This is a genomic window from Paraburkholderia sabiae (assembly GCF_030412785.1).
GTDB lineage: Bacteria > Pseudomonadota > Gammaproteobacteria > Burkholderiales > Burkholderiaceae > Paraburkholderia > Paraburkholderia sabiae.
The window spans coordinates 3,247,935-3,267,481 of record NZ_CP125295.1 but is presented as its reverse complement, the minus strand read 5'-3'; the positions used below and the strand labels follow the sequence as shown (position 1 = coordinate 3,267,481).

17 protein-coding genes and 1 pseudogene are annotated in these 19,547 nt (G+C 60.9%); 6 read left to right on the top strand and 12 right to left on the bottom strand.

The window, feature by feature from the left end; genetic code table 11:
* Nucleotides 1-19: 19 nt before the first annotated feature.
* From QEN71_RS14645 to QEN71_RS14635, 3 genes and pseudogenes are all read right to left on the bottom strand, one after another.
* Nucleotides 20-460: pseudogene (locus QEN71_RS14645) on the bottom strand (aspartyl/asparaginyl beta-hydroxylase domain-containing protein); the annotation flags it as partial.
* 173 nt (nucleotides 461-633) lie between these two features.
* Nucleotides 634-1,677 (bottom strand): VTT domain-containing protein, encoded by a 1,044-nt coding sequence (locus QEN71_RS14640; RefSeq protein WP_290468253.1) that lies wholly within the window; start codon nucleotides 1,675-1,677, stop codon nucleotides 634-636.
* Between the two features lie 110 nt (nucleotides 1,678-1,787).
* Nucleotides 1,788-3,803, bottom strand: coding sequence for a bifunctional DedA family/phosphatase PAP2 family protein (locus QEN71_RS14635; protein ID WP_201651138.1), 2,016 nt, complete (start codon nucleotides 3,801-3,803; stop codon nucleotides 1,788-1,790).
* Between the two features lie 352 nt (nucleotides 3,804-4,155).
* Between QEN71_RS14635 and QEN71_RS14630 the strand changes: the two genes are divergently transcribed.
* On the top strand, nucleotides 4,156-4,872 hold the full coding sequence (locus QEN71_RS14630) for an H-NS histone family protein (protein WP_201651137.1): 717 nt from the start codon (nucleotides 4,156-4,158) through the stop codon (nucleotides 4,870-4,872).
* Between the two features lie 5 nt (nucleotides 4,873-4,877).
* Here QEN71_RS14630 and QEN71_RS14625 read toward each other — a convergent pair whose 3' ends face one another.
* Nucleotides 4,878-5,114, bottom strand: coding sequence for a hypothetical protein (locus QEN71_RS14625; RefSeq protein ID WP_233471824.1), 237 nt, complete (start codon nucleotides 5,112-5,114; stop codon nucleotides 4,878-4,880).
* A 140-nt stretch (nucleotides 5,115-5,254) separates the two neighbouring features.
* Between QEN71_RS14625 and aldA the strand changes: the two genes are divergently transcribed.
* From aldA to QEN71_RS14605, 4 genes are all read left to right on the top strand, one after another.
* A complete protein-coding gene (aldA, locus tag QEN71_RS14620; RefSeq protein ID WP_201651136.1) occupies nucleotides 5,255-6,679 on the top strand; it encodes an aldehyde dehydrogenase in 1,425 nt (474 codons plus the stop codon).
* A 150-nt stretch (nucleotides 6,680-6,829) separates the two neighbouring features.
* Nucleotides 6,830-8,149 carry an MFS transporter gene (locus tag QEN71_RS14615; RefSeq protein WP_201651135.1) on the top strand — a complete coding sequence of 440 codons (1,320 nt, stop codon included), beginning with the start codon at nucleotides 6,830-6,832 and terminating at the stop codon, nucleotides 8,147-8,149.
* Nucleotides 8,150-9,367, top strand: a complete 1,218-nt coding sequence (locus QEN71_RS14610; protein WP_201651134.1) for a mandelate racemase/muconate lactonizing enzyme family protein — start codon at nucleotides 8,150-8,152, stop codon at nucleotides 9,365-9,367.
* 55 nt (nucleotides 9,368-9,422) lie between these two features.
* Nucleotides 9,423-11,090: a GMC family oxidoreductase gene (locus tag QEN71_RS14605; protein ID WP_201651133.1), complete on the top strand. Its 1,668-nt coding sequence runs from the start codon at nucleotides 9,423-9,425 to the stop codon at nucleotides 11,088-11,090.
* 82 nt (nucleotides 11,091-11,172) lie between these two features.
* Here the strand turns inward: QEN71_RS14605 and QEN71_RS14600 are convergent, their stop codons facing one another.
* The 7 genes from QEN71_RS14600 to QEN71_RS14570 form a co-directional block, all read right to left on the bottom strand.
* A complete protein-coding gene (locus QEN71_RS14600; protein ID WP_201651132.1) occupies nucleotides 11,173-11,766 on the bottom strand; it encodes an IMPACT family protein in 594 nt (197 codons plus the stop codon).
* A gap of 260 nt (nucleotides 11,767-12,026) precedes the next feature.
* On the bottom strand, nucleotides 12,027-12,491 hold the full coding sequence (locus tag QEN71_RS14595) for a hypothetical protein (RefSeq protein ID WP_201651131.1): 465 nt from the start codon (nucleotides 12,489-12,491) through the stop codon (nucleotides 12,027-12,029).
* 10 nt (nucleotides 12,492-12,501) lie between these two features.
* Nucleotides 12,502-13,293, bottom strand: coding sequence for a hypothetical protein (locus tag QEN71_RS14590; RefSeq protein ID WP_201651130.1), 792 nt, complete (start codon nucleotides 13,291-13,293; stop codon nucleotides 12,502-12,504).
* Between the two features lie 168 nt (nucleotides 13,294-13,461).
* On the bottom strand, nucleotides 13,462-13,659 hold the full coding sequence (locus QEN71_RS14585; protein WP_201651129.1) for a hypothetical protein: 198 nt from the start codon (nucleotides 13,657-13,659) through the stop codon (nucleotides 13,462-13,464).
* A 351-nt stretch (nucleotides 13,660-14,010) separates the two neighbouring features.
* Complete coding sequence (locus QEN71_RS14580) at nucleotides 14,011-14,235, bottom strand: hypothetical protein (RefSeq protein WP_012403150.1); 225 nt, start codon at nucleotides 14,233-14,235, stop codon at nucleotides 14,011-14,013.
* A gap of 177 nt (nucleotides 14,236-14,412) precedes the next feature.
* Complete coding sequence (locus QEN71_RS14575) at nucleotides 14,413-14,697, bottom strand: hypothetical protein (protein ID WP_201651128.1); 285 nt, start codon at nucleotides 14,695-14,697, stop codon at nucleotides 14,413-14,415.
* 91 nt (nucleotides 14,698-14,788) lie between these two features.
* The gene (locus QEN71_RS14570) at nucleotides 14,789-15,058 is read right to left on the bottom strand and encodes a hypothetical protein (RefSeq protein ID WP_201651127.1); all 270 of its coding nucleotides are present in this window, start codon (nucleotides 15,056-15,058) and stop codon (nucleotides 14,789-14,791) included.
* Nucleotides 15,059-15,454: 396 nt separating this feature from the next.
* Between QEN71_RS14570 and QEN71_RS14565 the strand changes: the two genes are divergently transcribed.
* Nucleotides 15,455-17,572, top strand: a complete 2,118-nt coding sequence (locus QEN71_RS14565) for a serine/threonine protein kinase (protein WP_201651126.1) — start codon at nucleotides 15,455-15,457, stop codon at nucleotides 17,570-17,572.
* Nucleotides 17,573-17,603: 31 nt separating this feature from the next.
* Here the strand turns inward: QEN71_RS14565 and QEN71_RS14560 are convergent, their stop codons facing one another.
* Nucleotides 17,604-19,517: an SUMF1/EgtB/PvdO family nonheme iron enzyme gene (locus QEN71_RS14560; protein ID WP_201651125.1), complete on the bottom strand. Its 1,914-nt coding sequence runs from the start codon at nucleotides 19,515-19,517 to the stop codon at nucleotides 17,604-17,606.
* Nucleotides 19,518-19,547: the final 30 nt, after the last annotated feature.

Sequence of the window (19,547 nt, the reverse complement as noted above, 5' to 3'; positions counted from 1 at the left end):
TCGCTTGACGTGCGCGCTTTTACAGCGCGTACACGATCCCCGCGAAAATCGAACCGAACAATACCCATTTGACGACGTAGTAAGTCGGGCGATGCCACGCCTTGAGGCGCTTGCCAACGAGTCGAATCGCGTACACGTATTTGAAGGCGCGATTCAGAAAGCCCGTGCGGTCGTCGGCTTCGTTCGGCGAACTCGCCGCGCGCATCACGACATTCGAGAACATCCCGTTCAATAGCGCGGCCCAGCCGAAGTACATCGGCCGCTCGACATCGCAGAACAGCACGATGCGCGACACGTCGGTGTCGTTCTTTGCGTAGTGAATGTAGGTCTCGTCGAACATTACGGCTTCGCCGTCGCGCCAATAGTATTGCTGGCCGTCCACGTCGATATAGCACTTCGGATCGGCCGGCGTGACGAGGCCGAGGTGATACCGCACCGACCCCGCATACGGATCGCGATGACGCACGAGACTCTAGGCAGAAATTTTTCAGTCCGCTTTAGAGGTGCACATTTGAATCGAAGAGGTATTGTCGATTAAAGAACGGTTTTAGGGGAGGTCGACACACACTGGCGTTCGGGCGTCGAATTAAGCTGAGGAAAATGGAGGCAAATAAGAGTCGACCTGGTACTTCTTTAGCTGGAGGTGACTTCTCTTGGCGCGATACCGCGCAACGTCACCCCGAACTTTTGCGCCGACGCGCGGCCTTTTTCGCGTCTGGATTGCGCGTCGGCGTTGCCTGGTCCATTGGAAGGCTCGACGGCATAGCCGCGCCGTTCCCATGCATCGAGTCCGCCTCTTAGCGCGCGAATCCGTGTAAAGCCTTTGTCGCGCATCTGCTGCGATAGCGTTTTTGCCGTGGCGTCGTCCGCGCATACGCAATAGACGACGACATCGCGCGCCAATAAAGCGGCGTCGATCGTGTCCGGCGAGCGGACGTCGAGCGGCAAGGCGCCGGGAATGGGCTGCGGCGTTTGCCGTTTCACTTCTTCAGGACGCGCGTCGAGAACGATGGGCGGTTTGTCGGGACGCATCATCGCGTCGACCTGTTCGGGCGATACAGGCGCAAGCGAGAGTGGCCGCTGCATGCGCCAGCGCTGAATGAAGCGAAACACGAGATAGATCGCTGCAATGACGAACAGCACGTCGAGGATCGTCCAGCCATGCGCTCGCACTTCGTGGATCAGCAGACTAAGCTGACGCTCGAAAATAGCGCCGCCCAGCAGCCAGAACGTTGCCCACGCGACGATGCCGACCGTGTCCCACGCAAAGAAAATGGCGATGCCCACGCGAGTCGTGCCCATCAGTGGAGGCGTGATGATTGCGAGTCCAGGCACGAACTTGGACACGGAAACGATGGCGGGCCCGAAGCGCACGAAAAGCGCTCGCGCTTTACGCATGCGCTTTTCAACGGCAGCCGACAGGCGCGCGAGTGCATGAATCAGCTTGCGGCCGAGCACGCGACCCGCTGTGAACCACACACCGTCGCCGATCAGTGCGCCTGCAAGCGCGGCGATCAACACATGCCAGAACGACAGATGTCCATTGGCGATCGCCGTGCCCGCGAGCAGCAGCACGGGAACGGCAGGAAGGGGAATGCCGAGACGCGTGAGCAGAACGTTCGCGAAAACGACCGTTGCGCCCCATGTAGAAATTGCCGACGGGTGGAAATCGACCAATTGCAATCTGCTCCTTGCGTATTGCATCGCATCGCTTCGTCGCGCGGAATCTGCTTCGATACGCGCGTCTTCATTGTTGCACGGCTAAGCCAGAGTCAATGCAATACAGGCTAATGCTCTTTCGATCCAATCAGCGTGACGGGAATGTCGGTGCAACCCATGCTGCGCGACAGTTCGAGTTCTCGCCATTCGCCGTCGTGAGATGGTGCGGAGATCAGCGGATCGAGTTGCCTGTCGGTACGCAGCACGTTGAACGGCCAGGAAGGGCGCAGCAGACGTTCGTGCACGAGCGAGCCTAGCCAGATCGGCGTGGGCGCCATGCCGTTGCGTTGCGCGACGGCATAGTTCGTGCGCCAGAAGCGCAGCACATCGCGTTCGTCGCGGCGCGCACGCTGACGGCTGAACACGAGTGCCGACGGTTCGCCGTCATTGAGCTTGGGCAGCACGGGCAAATCCATCGCGGGGACATCGGGCGAGACGAGCGAGAACAGACTGCGCGCATTGAAACGGGTGCCTTCGAGCCAGCCCCTGCTGCGCAACTGCTCGGCAATCTGCTGCCGGTCGCCCGTCCATTGCACGGTAATCGGCTCGCGCCGGTCGCCCTTCATGTCGGCGCGATAGCAGGGAAACTGCTTCCATAGCGAGTCCGTCCATTGCGTCTGACTGACGACGACGACCGGCCGCTGACGCGCCTGCGCCGCTGCATCCGGCTGACGTCCGACCGCGATCTGCACGGCGACGCTCGCGCACAGCACGATCAGCAGCACGAGGGGCATGTATTCGCGCGAAGGCGGCGTTTCGGGATGCCGCCACACGGCCGTCAGCGCGACCACGGCCACCCAGACTGCCGCGAACGCTGCGCCGCCTACTGCATCCGAGAACGCGAAGCGCCCCGAATACAGACCCGCAAATGCGACGGAAATGACGATCAGGCTCGCGAGCGCGGTCACGGCGATGCCCGTCAAGGTACTGACGCGGCGCGCGACCACGAACGCCAGAAAGCCGTACACGGTGACGCTGGCAGCGACGTGATTGCTGGGAAATGCGTAGATGTCGGACAGCGCGGCGGCGGGCGGCGCGTGATGCACGATGGCCTGCATCGCGAAGATCAGCAGTTGCGAGAAGATCACGGCGATCAGCCAATAGATGATCGTGCGCCAGCGCTTCTCGAAACCCATCATCACGATCGACGCGATCACCAGCGCGGCGAGCGTCGGAATGCTGCCGAGCGTCGATGCGCGCGCGAGCGCTTCGCCGATCCACAGCGCCTGCGCAGATTGCAGAAAGCGATAGAACGACACATCGACCTGCACGAGCGGATCGCCGGCGACGACGTCCTGCATCACGCCGAAGAAAATGCCCGCGCACAGCAGCACGAACACCGAAATGCCGATCAGCAGGCCGATCGCCGCGCGCTCGGGATCGACGATGCGGTAGATCAGCTTTCCATAGCGCGCTTCGTGATCGCGTGCCCAGTGCACGATGCCGTCGCGCGACGCACTGGCCCACGCGCGCGCGTGCGAAACCACGAGACGCATGACCCAGAAGCACAGCCATACGACTGCGACGACGATCGCGAGCGCGGCGACGAGGCGAAACGATACGGCGCCTGCCAGCTGGATCGAAGCGCCGAATACGACGCCGGGCAGGATATGTGCGGGGGCCCAGAGCAATGCCGATAGCACGTTCATTGCGTAGAAACGCACGGGCGGCATTTCGAGCATGCCGGCGACGACGGGGACAATGGCGCGCAGCGGCGCGGCAAAACGCGCGAACACCACGCTCTTCGCACCGTGCTTGTCGAAATACTTCTGACCGCTTTCAAGCAGCCCGGGATGCGTGCTGAACGGCCAGAGTCTGCTTATCCTGTCCTTATAGCGACGGCCGAACCAGTAGCTCATGCCGTCGCCCGCCACGGCGCCCACAATGGCGCTTGCAAAGAGCCAGCCGAGATTCAGTGTGCCCGTGCCGACCAGTGCGCCCGCAATGAACATTGCCGTGCTGCCCGGAATGAAGGTGCCGATGATCGCGACGGCTTCGAGAAACGCGGCAAGAAACACGACGACCAGCGTCCAGGCGGTGTGGCCCGCAAGCAGGTGCAGCAGCTGGACGTACGCGTGCTCCATCAATATCTCCAGGTGTCGAAGCGGTCTTCAGAAGAGCACGGCGAGGCGCGAAGAAGCGCAAAAGAAAAGCTCGATGAAAGTTTATCAGTGTCGTCCTGTTCAACGCAGACATGCGGCCATGCAGCAATCCGCGTGCAAAGGAATTAACGTTTGAAAGAGAGCGTCACCCATTTCGTTGCATCGAATGCGATGTCAAAAGACGTTTAAGGCATGTCGCGCGACAAACCTTATGCGTGCCTTAAGAGTTCGATGTAGCAATACGCAACGGTTTTCTTACTCAAGCTTTAAAACCATAGCGCTTCTAAGCAATTCCGTGGCATAGTCCGCGTATGTAATTCAAAGGGAGGCAATAATGGCAACATTGGAAAACATCCAGGCACGTATAAAGAAACTCCAGACGCAAGCGGAATCACTCATTGCCAAGCGGGCGCAAGGCGCGTTGGATCAGATCCGCGAACTGATGATCAGGCACGGCCTCACCACGGAAGATATCGAACAGCGTGCCAAAGCGCGGCGCGAAGCGCGTCTCGGTATCAAGGGCAGTGCTAAGGGCAAAGCGGTGAAACCGGCAACGGCTGTGAAAGGCAAATTGCCGCCCAAGTATCGCGATCCGAAGACGGGTGCAACGTGGAGCGGTCATGCTCGCCCGCCGGCATGGATCAAGGACGTGAAAGACCGTAGCAAGTTTCTGATCGATGCGACGGCGGCTGTTGCGGAATCCGCTGTGACGGTTAAAACGGCGGCAAAGAAAGCGGCCGTCAAGAAAGCAGCCGCGAAGAAGTCGGCAGGCCGCAAGGTAGCGGCCAAGAAAGCATCGGCGGCGGCAGGCGTCAAAACGGCCGCAAAGAAGGCCGCTGTGAAGACGGCGGGCAAGAAAACGGCAGCGAAGAAAGTGGCGGCCAAGTCTGCCGCGTCGACTGTCGGCAAGCGCGTTGTCGCGAAGAAGGCAGCGGCCAAAGCGCCCGCGAAAAAGGCAGCAGCTAAGAAGGCGGCAGCCAAAAGCGTAGCGCCCGTCGCCGAAGCACCCGTGACCGTGCAGACGCCGGCCGCGACGGCAGGCGAAGCCTGACACCATCACTCGACGCTGCTGTAACCGAGGTCCGGGCTTGATCTGCCGGACCTTTTTCTTTGGCGCGGCGCTTTAAACGCCGCGCCTTCATGACGCATGGCCGGTGCAACGCCGGCCTGTTCGCGGCGCTGAATCCGCCGTCGGCACGCCTGCGCACGTCCGTTTTCCCAGACGTATTTCCACAGATCGTCCGTATCTGCTGGCGCTTCGTTAGCGCACAGGTCAAATCGGCCCGAAAACATGAGTTTTTCGAATGTTTGTCGGTCGAATTACTCGCTTGCGCGTCATAAGGCCGCAGAGAAGAATCCGGTTCATGCGCCGGCTGCATGTTTCCTATAGCTGCCGGTAATCTGCTTCGCGCAGGCGTCACCAGGTAAAGATCATGCGACTCGACCGGAATTTCGTAAGCGGTCAGTTCGTCGAACCCGCAACCGACGAACTCATCTCCGTCTATAACCCTGCCACCGAGGCGCTGATTGCCCAGGTATCGGGCGCGTCCCGCGAAGAGGCCGTGGCTGCCGTACAAGCCGCCGCCGCCGCGCAAAAGAGCTGGCGCAAGCTGCCCGCCGCCGAGCGCGCCGCCTATCTGCACAAGCTCGCCGACGCGCTCACCGAATGCGCGCCCGCCATCGGCGCAGCACTCGCGCTGGAGTCCGGCAAGAGCGTCGCCGACGCCACGAACGAAGCCATCTACGCCGGCCAGATCACGCGTTATCACGCGGAATGGGCGCGCCGTATCGAAGGCGAAGTCATTCCGAGCGATACGCCTGACGAAAACCTCGTGCTGCATCGCGAGCCGATCGGCGTCGTCGCGTGCCTGATTCCGTTCAATTACCCCGTCTATACGTTCATGCGCAAGATTGCGCCGGCGTTGATCGCGGGTAATACGGTCGTCGTGCGGCCCAGCAACAACACGCCGACGTCCGCATTCGAAATCGCCAAAGCGGTGCTTCGCGCCGAATTGCCCGCTGGCGTCGTCAACATTCTCGCGATGAGCCACGCGACGGCGGAAGCCGTCTGCACGCATCCCGCCGTCGGCATGATCACGCTGACGGGCAGCGTCGGCGCGGGCCGCAAGGTGCTCGACTACTGCAAGGAAAACATCGCGAAGCCGTCGCTCGAACTGGGCGGCAAGACGCCCGCGATCATCGAGCCGGATGCGGACCTGGAAAAGGCCGCGCGCGAACTCGTCGGTTCGAAGACGACGCATTGCGGCCAGCTTTGTACTGCGATCGAGCGCGTCTACGTGCACGAGAGCATTCACGACGAGTTCGTCGCGCTGCTGAAAAAGCACATGAGCGCGGTGAAGAGCGGCGACCGCAGCGTCGATGCTTCTTTCATGGGTCCGCTCGTCAACGAAGCCTCGCGCCAGTCGATTCACGCGATGGTTCAGCGCGCGGTCGCCGATGGCGCCAAGGTCGAAACGGGCGGCGCGATCCCCGAAGGCAAGGGTTTCTTCTATCCGGCCACGTTGCTGACGAATTGCCGTCAGGACATGGAGATCATTCAGGAAGAAACCTTTGGCCCGATCATGCCCGTCGTGCGCTACAGCACGCTCGACGAAGCATTGCAGATGGCCAATGACCATCAATTCGGTCTGTCGTCGGTGATCTACACCGAGAACTATCGCAACACGATGAAGGTCGCCAACAACATCGAAGCGGGCGAACTCTACATCAACCGCACGCCCGCCGATCCTTACCAGGGCTTCCACGCAGGCTGGAAGCGCTCGGGTCTCGGCGGCGACGACGGCAAGCACGGCATGCTCGAATTCACGCAGACGCGTCTCGTCGTCATGAAGTACTGATCCTGTCGGGGCGCATTTGCATGCGATGAGCAAGCGGATGCGCTCTTTTTTTAAATGTAAAAAGCACACGCTGCATTAATAACAAAGTACAGGAGACACGAAGGCCGCGGCGCAAGCCGTGCTCCTCGCGCGTCTCTTAGGAGCACTTCAGTGGCAAGCCAACCTCTTCAAACGGACGCTTCGGCGCGCCGTTCCGCCGACGCAACCGCGCAAGCCGCCAACAAGGCGCAACGCTACGTGCAGTTACTGCTGCTCGTCATCGCAGCCGGCGCGATTTACCCGATTCTCTATCTGCGCCAGGTCTATCAGCCGACGATGCTGGAAGTTTTCCACATCAGCGAAAGTCAGCTTGGTTATCTGTATTCGATGCTCGGCACGATTTTTCTGCTGAGCTATCTGCCGAGCGGCTGGCTCGCGGACCGCATTGCGCCGCGTCTGCTGATCAGCTTCTCGCTGGTTGCTACGGGCCTGCTTGGCCTCGTGTACTCGACGGCGCCTTCGTTCAATCTGCTGCTGATGATTTTCGGCGGCTGGGGACTCTCGACGGGTCTGACGTTCTGGGCAGCCGTCATCAAGCGCGTGTCGATGATCGCGGGTACCGACGAGCAGGGCCGTTTCTTCGGCTTCCTCGACGGCGGCCGCGGCCTCGTCGAAGCGATGCTCGCGACGATCGCCATCACGCTGTTTGCGTGGCTCACGCAGACGAAGGGCGAACCGGCAGCAGTCGGCTTCCGCTTTGTCGTCTATATGTACGCGTTTCTGTGCATCGGACTCGGCGTGGTGCTCGCGCTGGTCAAGGATCCTTCGTCAAAAGCGGAAGCCGAGAGCCGCGCGCAAGCGGCCAAGCGCGGCAACGTGATCGCCGATCTGATCACGCTCGCGAAGATTCCCGAACTGTGGCTCGTCGCCGCAATCGTGTTCTGCGGCTATCAGGTGTTCTGGGCGACGTACAGCTTTTCCGCCTATCTGCATGAAGGCGAAATCGGTTTGTCGGTGGTGATGGCTGGCACGATCACGACGCTCAAGCTGTGGATGCGTCCCATCGGCGGCATTGGCGGGGGCTTTCTCGGCGACCGTTTTTCGAAGGTGACGGTGCTGATCGTCGCGCTCTTCCTCGCGTCGCTGTCGCTGCTCGGCCTGATCGCCGCGCCGCAGATCAGCAGCCACGTGTTGCTCGTGTTTCTCGTGCTGTTCATCGGCGTGCTGACGTACGCGATTCGCGGTCTCTACTGGTCGCTGCTCGACCGCTGCAACGTACCCGTGCAAACGATGGGTCTCGCGATCGGCCTGATCTCAGTGCTCGGCTATTCACCCGATGTTTTCCTGCCGCTCATCAACGGCTATCTGACCCAGAACTATCCGGGCGTGCATGGATATCAGATGTACTTCGGTTACGTGGCCGCCGTGTCCGCTGTCGGCGGCTGCGCGGGTCTCGTGCTGCGCAATATGCTTAAAAGGAAGGAAGGGTAAATGAAAGTCGTCTCGCTCGAAACGCATATCGTCGCCGTGCCGCCGCCGCATATCGGCGGCATGTACTGGATCTTCGTCAAGCTGAAGACGGATTGCGGGATTGAAGGCGTCGGCGAAATCTATTCGGCGACGTTTCATCCGGATGCGATGGGACCCATCATCGACGATGTGTTCTCGCGCTATCTGCTCGACAAGGACCCGCATCACGTCGAACGCCTGTGGCGCGAGGCCTATTCGAGCGGCTTCACGCAGCGCCCCGATCTGACGATGATGGGCGTCGTGAGCGGCCTCGAAATGGCGTGCTGGGACATCATCGGCAAGGCGGCGAACAAGCCTGTGTACGAGCTGCTGGGCGGCCGTGTGCATGAGCGTCTGCGTTCGTACACGTATCTGTATCCGAAGAACCGTCGCGGCGAGTACGACTACGACGATCCCGATCTCGCGGCGGAATGTGCGGCGGAAAACGTCAAGCGCGGCTTTACGGCGGTGAAGTTCGATCCGGCTGGTCCTTATACCGCTTACTCGGGCCATCATCTGTCGCTGGAAGTGATGGACCGTTGCGAAACGTTTTGTCGAAAGGTGCGTGAAGCAGTGGGCAGCAAGGCCGATCTGCTGTTCGGCACGCACGGTCAGATGGTGCCCGCTTCGGCGATCCGTCTTGCGAAGCGGCTCGAAAAGTACGACCCGTTGTGGTTCGAAGAGCCGGTGCCGCCGGGTCAGCATGACGCCATGGCCGAAGTCGCGAAGCACACGAGCATTCCCATTTCCGCGGGCGAGCGTCTTACCACGAAGTACGAATTCCACAAGCTGCTGGAAGCGGGCGGCGCATCGATCCTGCAACTGAACGTGGCGCGCGTCGGCGGCCTGCTTGAAGCGAAGAAGATCGCGACGCTCGCCGAGGTGTATTACGCGCAGATCGCGCCGCATCTCTACAACGGTCCGGTCGGCGCGGCGGCGAGTATTCAGCTCGCAACGTGCACGCCGAACTTCCTGATTCAGGAAAGCATCGGCACGTGGGGCGGTTTCCACGCGGAAGTGCTGAAGACGCCGATTCGCTGGGAAGACGGCTACATCATTCCGTCGACGGAACCGGGTCTCGGCGTCGAGCTGAACATGGAAGTCGTGAAGCAGCACACGCCTTACACGGGCGATCGTCTGCATCTGCAGATGGCGTCGAAGCCTTTCGACGTGAAGGATCTCGCGCCCGCCAAAGGTTAAAGCGCGAACAGCCTCAACGTATTCCACGTATTGGACGCCTGCGGGCGAATAGAGCATGAATTACGACTACATCATCGTCGGTGCGGGATCTGCGGGCTGCATTCTCGCCAACCGTCTGTCGGCGTCGGGCCAGTACTCGGTGCTGCTGCTCGAAGCAGGCAAGGCCGACGATTCGTTCTGGTTCAAGATTCCGGTCGGTTTCACGAAGACGTACTACAACGAAACCTATAACTGGATGTACTACAGCGAGCCGGAGAAGGAACTCGACAACCGCTCGCTGTATTGCCCGCGCGGCAAGGTGCAGGGCGGCTCCGGCTCGATCAATGCGATGATCTACGTGCGCGGCCAGGAGAAGGATTACGACGACTGGGCGCAGGCGGGCAACAACGGCTGGTCGTATCGCGACGTGCTGCCGTATTTCCGCAAGCTCGAAACACATCCGCTCGGCAACACCGAATATCACGGTGCGAACGGTCCGATCGGCATTTCGCCGATGAAGGATGCCGTGCATCCTATTTGCCACGTGTTCCTCAAGGGCTGCGAACAGGCAGGCTACAAGCGCACCGACGATTTCAACGGCGCGCAATTCGAAGGCGCGGGCATTTACGACGTGAATACGCGTAACGGTCAGCGTTCGTCGAGCAGCTTCGAGTACCTGCATCCCGCGCTGAATCGCAAGAACCTGACGGTCGAGCGCGAAGTGCTCGTCACGCAAGTACTGTTCGATACGAACCGGCGTGCGACGGGTGTCGTCGTCAAGCAGAACGGCAGCGCGCGACATTTCACGGCGAAGCGCGAAGTGATTCTCTCGGCAGGTGCCGTCGATACGCCGAAGCTGCTGCAACTGTCAGGTGTCGGCGACAGTACTTTGCTCGCCGAGCATCGCATTCCGCTCGTACGTCATCTGCCTGCTGTCGGTCGGAATCTGCAGGATCACCTTTGCGTGAGCTTCTACTATCGCGCGAACGTGAAGACGCTGAACGACGAGATGCGCCCGCTGCTGGGCAAGCTCAAGCTCGGTTTGCAATACCTGCTGACGCGCAAGGGTCCGCTTGCGATGAGCGTGAACCAGTCGGGCGGCTTTTTCCGGGGCAGCGAGAACGAGGCGGTGCCGAATCTGCAGCTGTATTTCAATCCGTTGTCGTACCGCATTCCGAAGAGCAACAAGGCGAGCCTCGAACCGGAACCGTATTCGGGCTTCCTGCTGTGCTTCAATCCTTGCCGTCCGACGAGCCGCGGTTCGATCGAAATCGCGTCGAATCGCGCGGAAGATCCCGCGAAGATTCGTATCAACGCGCTGACGACGCAAAAGGATATCGACGAAGCGATTCAGGGTTGCGAACTGGTGCGCAAGATCATGTCGACGGCGGCGCTCGACGAAATCACCGTCGAAGAGATTTCGCCTGGCCCGCAGGTGAGCGACCGTGAAGGCTTCCTGCAGTACTTCCGCGAGCAGTCGGGCTCGATCTATCACCTGTGCGGGTCGTGCGCGATGGGTCCGGACGATCTGACGTCGGTCGTCGACGAACGTCTGCGCGTGCATGGCATGTCGGGCTTGCGGATCGTCGATGCGTCGATCTTCCCGAACATCACGTCAGGCAATATCAATGCACCGACGATGATGGTCGCGGAAAAGGGCGCGGAGATGATTCTCGAAGACGCGCTGACAGTGGCGGGCGAGCAAGCGAAGGAATCGGCGAAGGTATTCGCTGCTGCGCATTGATCGTCTGAAGAACGCTGGCTGAAAACGGCCGCGTGCACGGAGTCCTTCTCCGGCACGCGGCCGTTTTGTTTTGCTGTTCCGCTTAACTCTTGTCAGGGAAAACGGCGCGGCCTTGCGTCATGTCGCGCAATGCTTCGCGTGCGCTGTCGATTGCGGTAACGGGCATGCGTATCGTCAATTGCACGCTCATGCCGTACGCGCTCGCTTCGAGTGCGTGATTTTCCTGTTCGATCCAGCGACGCACGCGTGCTTCGTCGGGATAGCCGATTTCGACTTCCAGCGACGCGAGCGCGATCCGCTCGACGCGCGGCGCGTCCTGCAGCGCGGTCGCGATCGCGTCGGTATAGGCGCGCACGAGGCCGCCCGCGCCGAGCTTCACGCCGCCGTAATAGCGCACAACGGCGGCCAGCACGCCGTCGAGATCGTGATGACGCAGCACTTCGAGGATCGGACGACCCGCCGTGCCCGAGGGCTCGCCGTCGTCCGACATACCGGACTGGCCGCCCGCCAGCAGCGCCCAGCAGACATGGGTGGCAGTGGAATGTTCTTCACGCAGACGCCGCAGTTCATCCATCGCGGCATCGCGGTCCGCAACGGGGATCGCGTAGGCAATGAAGCGGCTTTTGCGGATTTCGAGCTCCGCCTGGAGCGCGGAGGGGAGAGTGAAGGTCGGCAAGGCGGCGGGCGTGGTGAGGTCGTGTGAGGTCTGGGCCGCTATCTTAGCGGATGGGCTTGTGCAGCCCTATTTTGACGCATCCGGAAACAGTCTCTTGTTAACTTGCGTAATGACGCAATGGCAACCGGAGCCGAAAATGCACGGCATGGCGGATCTAGCTCTGGCTGGGGCGATGCCGGACTCCTCATCCGGCGCGATCCGTCTCTTCTTTCCATCCGATGACGCAACTGTTTGTGCATCGCGTGCGGTTATGCCCGCTGTCACACCGGGCGTACATATGGAAGCATGTCGCTAATCACGATCTCGGCACACGTAAGCCGAACGTCAAGGCCGACATTCGGCAACAGGTCGAGCTTTAGTAAACCACCCGGAATCTGCGAGAGCGACATCTCCATGATTGTCGCCTCGTCAAGCATGGCATTCACGTCGATCTCCGAAGAGCGGACATCCAGACAATCGATCACGACGATGCGATCGGGGCGACCATCAATGGGCGCCGGCCCATATCGGTTGTGGAGGACTTCGAGACGTACGTCCACTAGATCGCGTGTTCCCGGTTCGGGCAATTCGCGACCATCCACGCCGTGGCGACTCTCGCGTGTCCTTCGCATACAGAAAGAGCGGACCGCCGAATCGTGAAAGGATGAATAGCCCCCGAGGATTTTCTCCAGCACCTCGCCGTTGGTTGCCAGTTCCCATCCCCAGGTCTTTTTCAGGCTGCTCATTGCGTTTTACTCACTCACAGTTGATTGGTGACATGGGAAGGTGCGCATTGTCCCGCTTTCCATTGGAGAAATTGTGGCCGTGTGGCTCGCCGTGGCTAGCGTGGAACTGCGCGCATAGGTTTCCGTCAGAGTCGAAGTAGTCCACGTCGAGGCCGTTCGGATTGACGAGGTGGCCACCGGGTTCGTTGCCAGTCATTCCGACGCCTCTCGCGGCCAGATCCTCGACGTCACCGCTCACCTCATTGGAAACGTACTCGAATGGCGGCGCGCCAGAGAGGTCAGTTGAGGCAGAATTGGCGAGTCCAGAAAGCGGTGTCGCAATTCTGCCATCGGGCAACACATCGCCGGGACTGGCATTCCATATCGCGAGCCAATCATTCGCGGGAAGCACCGATAGAGTCGGCGCGCCGAACGAGCCCGAGCCTGCGATCCGGGATGCGCCTTTGAACAACTGCGAGGGCGTGAAGGTGGCAACCACCGGCTTTGGGTTGCTGCTTCTACGGGTAGCTGTCCCTGAATGACGGGGCGGATCAGGTAACGCCACAATGTCGCCCGTCTCAATTGCACGCTTGATCTTGAACACGGCATCCGCAGAAGACGATGCGCCATCGAGCTCTAGAAGCCCGCACAAGGCCCGCATCACCGCATCGTCACGAGTCCAACTGAACGCGTCGGAGAGAAAAGCTTTTGCGGCAGCAGTGGCGCGCTTCTTGTCGGCATTTGACAAAAAAGCATCGCGCTTCAGGCGCAAAGTCAGGGAGCGGCTAGCCAGTCTTATTTCACTTCCCACGCTTTCCTCCATGTGGTTTTCATGAAGTGATCCGGAGGAATCGTAACCACAGCGCGCGCGTGGAACGTCAACTTCTGTCAATACTTCTGGCTGAGTGTCTGTAGATAATGGGAGCGCCCGCAAGTGCCGGGAGGAACGGGATTATGGGCGGGCGTTCACCATAAAGAGGTAGTCCACAAATCATCGCCCCTTCACCCGCCCTTCGAACATAGCGGACCTACCCGCGACATCATCGACGGCGCGAGTCCGCACACCATCGACAGTCACAGCGCTGCTTCCGCCGACAATGCGTTTCATCCTTTCGGGCGTCAGCGCGGTTTCTTTCCGTTCGAGGTCGGTCGGCTCGGGTAGATCCTTGATGACGACAGTGGCTTTCATGGCAGTTCTCCTGATGCGTGTTTGACGAGCACGATTCAGCGCTCATTTTCTACGCCGCAACGCCTGTGCCGATTTGAAGCCGATATGTGCGGCATCGCACATTGCGCTTTAAAAGCGCCGCTGCACAAGGGAATAACACGCGCTGCCGAAGCGTATACGCCAGATTGGCCGCGAGCGAATGGAGAAAGTGTTGGCGATGATCGCACCGTCCGGCGCGCGGAGTTGGCGGAATAAAACAGACGCGTGAAGAGTGAATAGCGTGCGTCGCGCCATTTAAAGCAGTCAAGCAGGCAAACACACGCCGCAAGCCACCAGGCAAGCAGCGTGTGAAAGCGAAAGTACCAGCAGCCGTTATTTCCGCAAAAGGCTCTGCGGCGGTATGCGTTCGTCGACAGGCTGACGCGCTGCCGTCGGGAATCCCACCGGATAATCGACGACGCGCGTCGCTGCCGGCAACGCCTGTGCGGTCACGCCGAAGAAGCGGCCGCCCGTTCGTGCGCCGCCGACGATGGCGGTCATCGCCGCGCGATCGAGTTCGACGCTTTCGGGAAGATCCTTGATGACGAGCTTGGGCATGGCTGTTCCAGATGAAATATCGCGTGGTGCCGTCGCGAACGACGTGCGCTTCGATCGATGACGGCAACGCGTAGGACTCGAACAACCAGTATAGGTAATTCAGGCTCGATGCGGTGTGGGCAACCGAGCATTGCGGACGCTGTGCGGAGGCCCCCGATCCTCCACCACAGCGCGCCGTCAGACGACAGCGTTCGTCTCGGCCCAGAGCTTCGGGCTGACGTTGATGTTCGGCAGCTTCACGCCAGGGCCGACGATGCTGTTGTTCAACGTTTCGACGTTGATGAACTGCGCTTGCGTGATGTTCTGGTTGATGCCGATGTTGACGTTGGCGACCGGGCCGAGGCCGTTTAGCCACGAGTTGCCCGTGAGGCCGGGTGTTCCCGTACCGCCCGACACGGCGGTCATTTCGTGGCGGCCGAGTGTGCGCTCGCCGTCGATATCGCGAATCATGATGGACGACATAATCGTTCTCCAAGGAAAGAGTATTGCAGCGGTTTGCCCGGGAGCGTCGGACTAGTGACGCTCCCGGTCCCCGTGGGCTGCGTGTGGTGTCTTAGTAGACGGTGACGTTGTTGTGGGCCGTCTGCGTGGGCTTGATCGTGGTCGGCAGATGCGAGACGAACGCGTTGTTGTTGTCGCTCACGTTGTTGATGCTCAGACCTTGGTTTACAAGCTGCTGGGCGTCGACCGTCTTGCTGTTGTCGAAGTCGAACTTGAGGCTCGGGAACGACGGGTAGGCAACGAAGCCGCCGCGGACAGCCTTCATGGCCTTGCTGTCGAGTTGTTCGGCGATGGACAGGTCTTTGATCATCAGTGCGCTCATGACAGTTCTCCTAAGAGGGAAGCGAAGTTTCGCTAAAAGGGTGTTTCGGTTTAGGTTCGAGCATCTTGTCTGCTCGGGCCTTACAACGCATAGGGTGTGCCAATCTCGCTGGCCGGAGAGCAAAAAAATGCGAAAGCCTTGCTGTACAAGGCTTCGCGCAATGAGGCTCGATTGAGGCGCGGAGGTTCGGCGCGAAGCAGCACCAAAAGTCTGATGGCGGGCAGCCAACTGAACGCTCAAAGCTGTTGGATGCATCGCGACACATGACGTCCGCCGTGTCGCGGGCCAATCCTGGTTTGCGAAAGGCATACGTGCGGGCTACTATCGAACGAGCACATGTAATTGGTTACGACAGGGAAATTCTTCGACCAACGGGAGCTGCAGCGCTTTGAACACATGGCCAGTCTTGCGCACGTGATTCGGGACTTTCAGAGCGGCGCGCTCACGCAGGACGCGTTCGTCGCTCAACTCGACAGCACGCTCACGACGGAAGGTGTCGGTTCGGCTCGTCTGCTCGAAATACTCGGCGAAGCGCATGTCAGGAAGCCGCTGCCTCCTGATCTTTACGCGGAAGTGCGCCGCCGTATCGAACAGATGCCCGTTTCGCATCTCGCCGCGGCGGGCGGCGAGGAAACGCGCATGCAGACGGTGCCCGACCATCTTGTCGCGCCTCCTCCCACACGCACCAGCGAAGCCACGCCATCGAATCTCGATCAGGTAAAAGGCACGGGCGACACGCTCAACAACCGCTTCGTGCTCGAAGAGTGTCTGGGCGTGGGCGGCATGGGCACCGTGTACAAGGCGCTCGATCTGCGCAAGCTCGAAGCATCGGATCGCAAGCCCTACCTCGCGATCAAGGTGCTGAACACGCAGTTCCGCGGCAATCCGAAATCACTGATCGCACTGCAGCGCGAGGCACGCAAGGCGCAGGTGCTTGCGCACCGTAACATCGTCACGGTGTACGACTTCGACCGCGACGGCGCAATCGTCTATCTGACGATGGAGTATCTGTCCGGCAAGCCGCTCAGCCAGATACTGCGCACACAGGATTTCAAGGGCATGCCCGTTCAGTCAGCGCTGCCGATCGTGCGCGGCATGTCGAGCGCGCTCGCATACGCGCACGAACGCGGCTTCGTGCATTGCGATTTCAAACCGGCCAACGTGTTTCTCACCGACACGGGCGAGGTCAAGGTCATCGACTTCGGCATCGCGCGCGTGTTTCAGCGGCCCGAAGAAGAGAGCGATGCCACCGTGTTCGATCCGGGCAGCCTCGGCGCGTTGACGCCCGCCTATGCGAGCCCGGAGATGCTCGAACATCTAGAGCCCGATCCGCGCGACGACATCTACGCACTCGGCTGCATCACGTATGAGCTTCTGACGGGCCGTCATCCGTTCGACCGTCAATCGGCGACGCAGGCGCGCGCGTCGAATCGTCAGCCCCAGCGGCCGGACAATCTGGGCAACCGTCAGTGGCGCGCGTTACGCGCGGCGCTCGCATTCGACCGCAAGGCGCGTACGCCAACGGTGTCGCGTTTCGTCGAAGAGTTCGGCGCGCAGGAGCGTGCGTCTGCGTCGAAGTCGTCGGGACACAGCGATCGCGCCGGCATGCTGATGAAGTCGGGCGTGGTGGGGCTCGCACTCGCATGCGCAGCGGGCGGCGCGCTGTACTTCTATCGCGCGTCGCAAACGCTCGATCAGGAAAACGCAGCGCAGCAATCGAACGCCGCGTCCGATGCAGCGGGATCGCAGGTCGCCAGCGCGTCGCCAGTATTGCCCGTTACACCTGCTGCGCCGTCGTCGACCGAGGTCGCGTCCGCGCCGCCTGCCAGCACGCCAGCGCCGCCGACACTCTCGGCCGTCACCGCGGCGCTCGCATCATTGCCATGTTCGGCGCTTGCCGCGTCGATTCAGGATCGTGCGGTACAGGTACGCGGATTCGTGCCGCTGCATGGCGAGGCGCAGGTCAACGAGCGTCTGTCGACTTTGCCCGGCGTCGCGTCGACGAAGGTCGATGTGCAGCACGTGAGCAGCGACAAATGCGACGTACTCAAACAACTCGGTTCTTACTGGACGCGCAACTGGCAGGCAGGACATATCGCATCGCTGACGGCGCGCATGCCGAATGGCGTGCTGACCGAGGGCGATCCGCTTGTCGTCGATGTGAGGACGCCGGGATACGACTCGTATGTGAACATCGACTATTACGTGCTCGACGGCAGTGTCGTGCATATGGTGCCGGGGCCGCGTGTGAAGGGCAATCAGGCGCCCGCGAATTACTCGGCGACGGTGGGAAGCGGCGGCGACTGGATCATTTCGAAGCCGTTCGGTCAGGAGATGGTTGTACTGCTCATCACGCCCGCGCCGCTATTCGACGCACCGCGTCCCGAGAGCGAATCGCGTGCGGACTATCTGCGTGCACTCGATACGCGGCTCAAACAGCTTGCCGCCAAATACGGACAGGACCATATCGTCGCGGACTTCGCGCAGATCACGAGCAAGGCGCGCGCGCAATGAGAAGCCCGCGCGGGTTTCTCGTCATTTCATTTCACTTGAGTTCCTTGACGACCCGAAAGCCGTCTTGCGACTGACGTACGCTTTGGCTGTACTTGAAGCGCGTCGAACTGAGCATATAGTCGCTTCCTTCGCGCCACGAGCCGCCGCGAATCACGCGCATGTTGCAGCCCGGCGCGTCCCACGCGTGGCCATCGGCGGGAGCGCTCTGGAATGAGTTATGCCAGCAGTCGCTGACCCATTCCCACACGCCGCCGTTCATGTCGTACAAGCCGTTGGGATTGGCCGCGAATGAACCGACCGGTTCGGGTGCCTGATTGTGGTACGGATCGCCGCAGTCCTTGCAATTCGCCATCCCTTTGCGCGGTTGGTCGCCCCACCAGTACTTCGTCGTCGTGCCCCCGCGATCCGCATATTCCCATTCGGCTTCCGTCGGCAGACGATAGGTCTTGCCTGTCACCTTGCTCAGCCACTTCACGTAAGCCTGCGCGTCGTCCCAACTGAGATCGCGCGCGGGTGCGTTCTTCACGGAGTTGCTTTCGGGAGCGAGCTTCGGGCATCCGTTGACGTCGGCGCAGGCGTTCCATTGCTCGACTGTCACTTCGTATTTGCCGATCGCGAACGGCGCTGAAATGGTCACGTGATGCGGCGGCTTCTCGGACGGGTCGCCCACGTTGCTGCCCATCGTGAAGGAGCCCGCCGGCAGCGAGATCATCACCGGGCAGGCCGCGCAGTCCTTGCTCTCGCCACTGGCCGCTGCGCGCGCGGGTGCTGCGGATGCAGGCGTAGGTGCGGGGGCTGGCGTTGCGGCCGCTTTAGGCGCTGGTTGCGGAGCCGGTGCTGGCGCAGGCGTGGGAGCCGCCGCAGCAGCAGGATGCGACGGCGCGGCTGCGGGCGCTGCATGCGTCGCTGGCGGCGTTGCCTGGGAACTCGACTTGAGCCTGTCGATACGCGCCTTTGCGAGCGTCGCAAAGCGGCCGTTCGGATACGCCTTTAAATACGCTTCATAGTCGCTTGCGTAGTTGCTGTCCTTGATCGACTCCCAGAACGTCAGCTCATATTGCTCGTTGCTGTCTTTAGGCAGAATGCCGCGGCTATCCAACGCAACAACGAGGTTGGGCTGATCGTCTGCTTGCGTCGATAGAGGATTCGAAGCGAATACCCTTTCCTTTCCACTCAATGACGACGCGGACCAAGGGCTTTGCGCTCCACCCGTTTCTTCCGCGACGCGTCGCGCGACAAGGGCGAACATCGTGTCGACAGGTTCGCTCGGCGCACGGCGCATTTCACGCAGCCACGCGCCCGTGAAAATGCCGTGACGGGTGCCATCGGCGGCCTCGCCGCCTGGCGTCGTCGCGTACGCAATGAGCGTTTGCGCCGGCAAGGGCATCGTCAGACGAGAAGGCTCGAATGGTTGCGTGAGACATGCGTCCAGCACGATCAGATTGACTGCATGCGCGCGCGGGGCGGCAAGCGTTGCGAGTACATTCGACAGATCGATGCTCTCTGTCATCAACGACGCGGGCGCGCGCGCATCGGCAGTAACGGATGTCAGCTGCGTCCCCGTTCCCGCCTGCAAGCCATGGCCCGCGAAATAGAACAGCGCCGTGCCGCCCGGCTGCAAGCGACGGCCGAAGTCGGCCAGTGCATCGTGCATCTGCTCGGCGTTCGCATCGGTACGAAGCACGACATCGAAGCCTTGCGCGCGCAACATATCGGCGACGCTTTGCGCATCGCGTGCTGCATTGGGCAGCGCACCAAAACCATAACTGGCATTACCGATCACCAGCGCGACCTTGCGCGCCGCCGTTGCCGTGCGGGCATTCAGTGCGCCGTTTCCGGCAACGTTGGAAGTGGCATCGTGCGCGGCGCGGGGCAGCGTTTGCGCGTCGGCTCCTCGCATCTGGAGTGCCCCGAACATGCATACCAGCAGGAGTTTTCGCCACATTTTCAGATCCTGGTTGTTCTGGAAGTTCTG

What these genes read in the sequence shown, in the direction of transcription:
- QEN71_RS14560 (WP_201651125.1), bottom strand. Translation starts at nt 19,517, where the DNA reads ATGTGGCGAAAACTCCTGCTGGTATGCATGTTCGGGGCACTCCAGATG.
- QEN71_RS14580 (WP_012403150.1), bottom strand. Translation starts at nt 14,235, where the DNA reads ATGCCCAAGCTCGTCATCAAGGATCTTCCCGAAAGCGTCGAACTCGAT.
- QEN71_RS14585 (WP_201651129.1), bottom strand. Translation starts at nt 13,659, where the DNA reads ATGAAAGCCACTGTCGTCATCAAGGATCTACCCGAGCCGACCGACCTC.
- QEN71_RS14565 (WP_201651126.1), top strand. Translation starts at nt 15,455, where the DNA reads ATGGCCAGTCTTGCGCACGTGATTCGGGACTTTCAGAGCGGCGCGCTC.
- QEN71_RS14570 (WP_201651127.1), bottom strand. Translation starts at nt 15,058, where the DNA reads ATGAGCGCACTGATGATCAAAGACCTGTCCATCGCCGAACAACTCGAC.
- QEN71_RS14625 (WP_233471824.1), bottom strand. Translation starts at nt 5,114, where the DNA reads ATGTTTTCGGGCCGATTTGACCTGTGCGCTAACGAAGCGCCAGCAGAT.
- QEN71_RS14590 (WP_201651130.1), bottom strand. Translation starts at nt 13,293, where the DNA reads ATGGAGGAAAGCGTGGGAAGTGAAATAAGACTGGCTAGCCGCTCCCTG.
- QEN71_RS14575 (WP_201651128.1), bottom strand. Translation starts at nt 14,697, where the DNA reads ATGTCGTCCATCATGATTCGCGATATCGACGGCGAGCGCACACTCGGC.
- QEN71_RS14630 (WP_201651137.1), top strand. Translation starts at nt 4,156, where the DNA reads ATGGCAACATTGGAAAACATCCAGGCACGTATAAAGAAACTCCAGACG.
- aldA (WP_201651136.1), top strand. Translation starts at nt 5,255, where the DNA reads ATGCGACTCGACCGGAATTTCGTAAGCGGTCAGTTCGTCGAACCCGCA.
- QEN71_RS14635 (WP_201651138.1), bottom strand. Translation starts at nt 3,803, where the DNA reads ATGGAGCACGCGTACGTCCAGCTGCTGCACCTGCTTGCGGGCCACACC.
- QEN71_RS14605 (WP_201651133.1), top strand. Translation starts at nt 9,423, where the DNA reads ATGAATTACGACTACATCATCGTCGGTGCGGGATCTGCGGGCTGCATT.
- QEN71_RS14595 (WP_201651131.1), bottom strand. Translation starts at nt 12,491, where the DNA reads ATGAGCAGCCTGAAAAAGACCTGGGGATGGGAACTGGCAACCAACGGC.
- QEN71_RS14610 (WP_201651134.1), top strand. Translation starts at nt 8,150, where the DNA reads ATGAAAGTCGTCTCGCTCGAAACGCATATCGTCGCCGTGCCGCCGCCG.